Source organism: Mesorhizobium waitakense (assembly GCF_056431085.1).
The window spans coordinates 1-4,764 of record NZ_JBWKME010000168.1; the positions used below are offsets into that span (position 1 = coordinate 1).

3 protein-coding genes and 1 pseudogene are annotated in these 4,764 nt (G+C 58.9%); 3 read left to right on the top strand and 1 reads right to left on the bottom strand.

What is annotated here, in order from left to right; translation table 11 throughout:
- On the bottom strand, positions 1-918 hold a 918-nt coding region (locus AC07FD_RS31385), incomplete at its 3' end, for an IS256 family transposase (protein ID WP_478352997.1).
- 56 nt (positions 919-974) lie between these two features.
- Between AC07FD_RS31385 and AC07FD_RS31390 the strand changes: the two are divergent.
- The 3 genes and pseudogenes from AC07FD_RS31390 to AC07FD_RS31400 form a co-directional block, all read left to right on the top strand.
- Positions 975-1,897: pseudogene (locus AC07FD_RS31390) on the top strand (IS21/IS408/IS1162 family transposase); the annotation flags it as partial.
- 797 nt (positions 1,898-2,694) lie between these two features.
- The gene (locus AC07FD_RS31395; RefSeq protein WP_378924435.1) at positions 2,695-3,876 is read left to right on the top strand and encodes an AAA family ATPase; all 1,182 of its coding nucleotides are present in this window, start codon (positions 2,695-2,697) and stop codon (positions 3,874-3,876) included.
- Positions 3,877-3,879: 3 nt separating this feature from the next.
- Positions 3,880-4,536 (top strand): RloB family protein, encoded by a 657-nt coding sequence (locus AC07FD_RS31400; RefSeq protein ID WP_378924436.1) that lies wholly within the window; start codon positions 3,880-3,882, stop codon positions 4,534-4,536.
- Positions 4,537-4,764: the final 228 nt, after the last annotated feature.

Consider the following 4,764-nt stretch of genomic DNA (forward strand, 5'->3'; position numbering starts at 1 on the left):
GCGCTGGCCCCAAGGGCCGGCCTCGAACGCCGCCAGCGCCTTTTCGGCGGCATCGGCATCGACGGCGCGGTAGATTTCCTTGAGTGCGCTGGCGAGGCTCTTGCGGTCTTTCCAAGACACGAAGTCCATCGAGTTGCGCAACAGGTGGACGATGCACGTCTGGACGATCGCCTCCGGGAACACTGCGGTGATCGCGTCTGGGAAGCCTTTCAGGCCATCGACAACAGCCAGAAGGATATCCTCCGTGCCACGGTTCTTGAGCTCGTTCATCACCCGCAGCCAGAACTTGGCACCTTCATTCTGCTCGAGCCAGAGGCCCAGCACCTCCTTTGCACCATCGGCGCGCACGCCCAGTGCGATATGGATGGCCTTGTTGCGGACCATCCCTTCATCGCGGATCTTGACCTGGATCGCATCGAAGAAGACCAGCGGGTAAATCGGATCGAGCGGCCTTTGCTGCCAGCTGGAGACTTCGTCGAGCACGGCGTCCGTCACCGTTGAGATCAGGTCCGCCGACACTTCGATGCCGTACAGATCGCGCAGGTGCCCGGTGATCTCCCGGGTGCTCATGCCGCGCGCGTACATCGATACGATCTTGTCATCAAATCCGGGAAAACGGCGCTGGTACTTGGCGATCAGCTGCGGATCGAAACTCGACTGGCGGTCGCGCGGAACATCGATATCCAGCTTGCCGGTCTCGGTCGTCACCGTCTTGCGGCCATAGCCGTTACGCGTATTGCCAGCGTCTTCGCCGCTCGCCAGATGATGGTCCATCTCCGCGTTCAGTGCGCGCTCCGTCAGAGCCTTCTTGAGCGTATCCAGCAGGCCGCCCTGTTCGAAGGCAGTAGTGGCTGTGCCTCCTGCCAGCAGCTGGTCGAGAAGATCATTCGGTATTGCAGGTTCTTTGCGTCGGGTCATAGTAGGAATCCTTTTTACCCAGTATGCCCGCCCGCACACGGAATTCCTGACAGTCCCTGTTCGTCAGGGCCTGTCCGCGCGAGACGCAGGAGATGGTGTTCGACGCCCACGATCGGGCCTTTGCCTTCTTCGGCGGCGCCTGCACGCGCGGCACTACGACAACATGAAGACGGCGGTGGAAACGATCTTTGTTGGCAAGGACCGCCCATACAATCGCCGCCTCCTGCAGATGTGCAGCCATTATTTGGTGCAGCCGGTCGCCTGCACGCCGGCGTCTGGCTGGGAGAAGGGTCAGGTCGACAACCAGGTCGGGCTGGTGCGCGAGCGCTTCTTCACGCCAGGCTGCGCTTCAAGACCTATGAGGAGCTGAACGCCTGGCTGCAGGACAAGTGCGTCCCCTACGCCAAGGCGCACCGTCACGTCGAGCAACCGGAACGAACGATCTGGAACGTGTTCGAGGAAGATCGCGGCAAACTGGTCGAGTATCGCGGCCCCTTCGACGGATTTCCACACGGTGCCGGCCTCCGTGTCGAAGACCTGCACGGTTCGCTTCGACACCAACAAATACTCCGTCCTGTCGACGGCCGTCGGCCGCCCGGTCGAGATCCACGCCTATACCGACAGGATCGTCATCCGCCAGGATGGCGTGGTCGTCGCCGAACATGCCCCCTCCTTCGGGCGCAACGAGACAGTCTACGATCCCTGGCATTAGGTCCCTGTACTTGCCCGCAAGCCCGGTGCGCTGCGCAATGGCGCCATTCCGGGACTGGCTCTGCCACCAGCGATGGAGCGTATCCGACGCAAATTGAAGGCGCATGACGGCGATCGGCAGATGGTATCGATCCTGGCCACGGTGTTGACCGACGGCATCGATTCCGTGGAGGCTGCCTGCCAGGAAGCGCTCGATCAGAATGTCTGCTCATCCGCCGTCATCATCAACATCCTGGCGCGGCGGCGCGATCCAGCGCCGGCCGTGACTGGCATGCCCGACTTCAACGCTATTGCGATGGGACGAAACATTCGGCCGTCGGGCCTCGGTTTCTTTCGACGGTTTTGTTCTGGGGGCTCAGCGCCTGTCAGCTGTCGCCAGGAAGTACGATGTTGGCAAAGAGGCGGCCGGCCGAGCGTACGTGCGTTTCCGCGAGGAACCTGTCGCGATCGTGGTGACACAGAACGGCAAGGGCTGCGCGACTATCGTGACGCCCTCAAATTTCCCAAATTGGCGGTCTCTGCCGGGGCAATGGTCCCCGCACACGCCCTCCTTCGACGCCGGACACATGAACTGGGCGTACCCAGCGAAATCGACGAAACCGACGCCGGCGTATGGCTCCATGTGGAAAGAGGTCGCCGACCTGTGCCTCTTTACGAGCAGGTGCTTCTGCAACGCGACGGCTACGCGCTAATCATGCTCTCCCGTGATGTACCCGCGGGAAATGACCTCTTCAGAGCGGCTTAAACGCCGTCTGAATCCCGATCGATAGTGCGGTCAGAAAGAAGCCGCAAATCTATTCGTTGCGATCGCCGAAGAGGTCGCCGCGCTTTTTGTATGTGATGTCGTGCCGGTGAAGGTGCTCCGGCTTTCGTGCAGCATACGGGAGCGTTGGCAGAATGCGCGGCGCGGAAGGAGAGTGCCGCGATATCGGATAAATAACCGAAATATCTTTACTTTTTGCACGTTTTGCGTGACAATCACGTTTAAACAGGAAAGTCGTAGCTATGTTGTTGGAATTTCGGATAAAGAACTTTCGTTCGTTCCGGGACGAGGCTGTTCTACGCATGACGGCGAGCAGCGACACTTCGATGCAGGCCACCCATACGCGTGAGACCGGACTGGAAAAGGCCAAGCGCGTGGTAAACGCGGTTGCCATCTTCGGAGCCAACGCTAGCGGCAAGACCAATGTGGTGCGCGCTCTTCAATTCATGCAGCTCATGGTCGCAACCTCTAACCAAGTCCAGCCGGATCAAGAGAGCAATCTGTCGCCGTTCGCGCTGCGTCCAGAGGCCGCGAGCTATCCGACGCTGTTGGAGATGACGTTCCTAATCGATGGGGTGCGGTACCAGTACGGCTTCGAGTTCACACGTCGCGCGATCATTGAGGAATGGCTCCAAGTCTACGAGACTGCCAAGCCGCAGGTCTGGTTTCATCGCAAGCGCGATGAGAAGACGGGAAAATATAGGTACACCTACAGTGACTATTTCCTTGGCCAGAAAAAGGTGTGGGAGGGCGCCACGCGCAAGGAAGTGCTCTTCCTAACCACGGCGGTTAATCTCAACAACGAACAGTTGCGCCCGCTCTACCAGAAGTTCGTCGACGATATGGCGGTTTCCCTCCAAGGCGGCGCGATCGGGACCGATTTCACCGCCAACTATGTCCAGGATTCCGGGAGCCAGCGGCGCGTGGTGTCGTTACTCTCTGCCGCTGACACTGGGGTTTCCAGCTTGGCCTTTGACAAGAGACGTGGGCAGCAGTTGCAGGTGAATCTGGCAAGCGGCCTGCACGAAACATCTGAGGTGGAATTCAATATGCCGCAGCTGGGTCACTTGGCCAACGGTGTGACCTATCCCTTGGACTTCCAGGACGAGTCATCCGGGACTCAGATTATTTTCAGCTTGGCGGGACCGGTGCTCGACATTCTTCAGCGCGGTCGATTGCTGGTGGTCGACGAACTTGACCGAAGCCTGCATCCGTTGTTGGTGCAGCAACTGGTCGCAATGTTTAACGATCCTCAGCAGAACCGGCATGGCGCCCAACTGATCTTTACCACTCACGATGTCTCACTCCTCGACAGCAAACACCTGCGCAGAGACCAGATCTGGTTCGCGGAAAAGGACCAGGGGCAGGCTTCACATTTCTTCCCGCTCCTCGACTTTTCGCCGCGGAAGGGTGAGGCCCTGGAAAAGGGCTATCTGGGCGGACGCTACGGTGGCATACCGATCCTGGAACCGTTGCAGGACTAGCCTATGGAGAGACGAGCACGTTCTGAATCATCGCTCCGCCGCACTCAGGGCCGCAAGAAGAGCTCGCCGCGCATTCTCATTGTCTGCGAGGGCGAAAAGACCGAGAGAAACTATTTCAATGCGATACGACGCGAACGGCGTCTCAGCGGCGCACGCGTGCAAATCTTGCCGTCAGATTACGGGACGGATCCTCTCAGCGTAGTGAATTATGCCCTAGACAAATTCCTCGCCGAGGGGAGGGCGTTCGACGAAGTCTATGCCGTTTTCGATCGCGACGATCACCATACCTACAACAATGCTTTGGACCGGGCGTCCGCGCTCAACAACAGCTATAAGAATGAGGCGGGCGTCCGTGTCCCTTTCGCGGCCGTCCCATCCGTGCCGAATTTCGAGCTATGGCTGCTACTCCATTTCAAAAGCGTTCTGGCACCCATACACCGAACTGAGGTTTACGCCGAACTGAAGAAGCCTGCCTTTTACCCGACCTACGCGAAAAACAGCGCCACAGTCTACGATGATACCAAGGGCAATATCGGGACTGCTACGCAGCGTGCGACGCACCTTCGGGAATCATTCAATCCGGCCGACGGGTCTGACCCGTACACAGACATCGACCTAGTCGCCAACAAACTCCTATCGATCCCTGTACCGTGGGGATAACCACCTTCCAAATCGTGGTCTTGTTCGGTCTTCCCCTGGATGGGAGGCCGACTTCGATCACGACGCCCGTACTCGCCATTGGGTGGACTGCGCCGCCATGCGCCTCAGCAATTACCTTTGAGCACCGATCATCTCAACCCAATGGTGCGTGCCTGGTCGAACGTGACAAAGCCTGAGGCTAGTACCTCTGCACAGAGGTTATGACGGGTTGAACCGGCTGAAGTTTGG

What these genes read in the sequence shown, in the direction of transcription:
- AC07FD_RS31395 (WP_378924435.1), top strand. Translation starts at nt 2,695, where the DNA reads ATGACGGCGAGCAGCGACACTTCGATGCAGGCCACCCATACGCGTGAG.
- AC07FD_RS31400 (WP_378924436.1), top strand. Translation starts at nt 3,880, where the DNA reads ATGGAGAGACGAGCACGTTCTGAATCATCGCTCCGCCGCACTCAGGGC.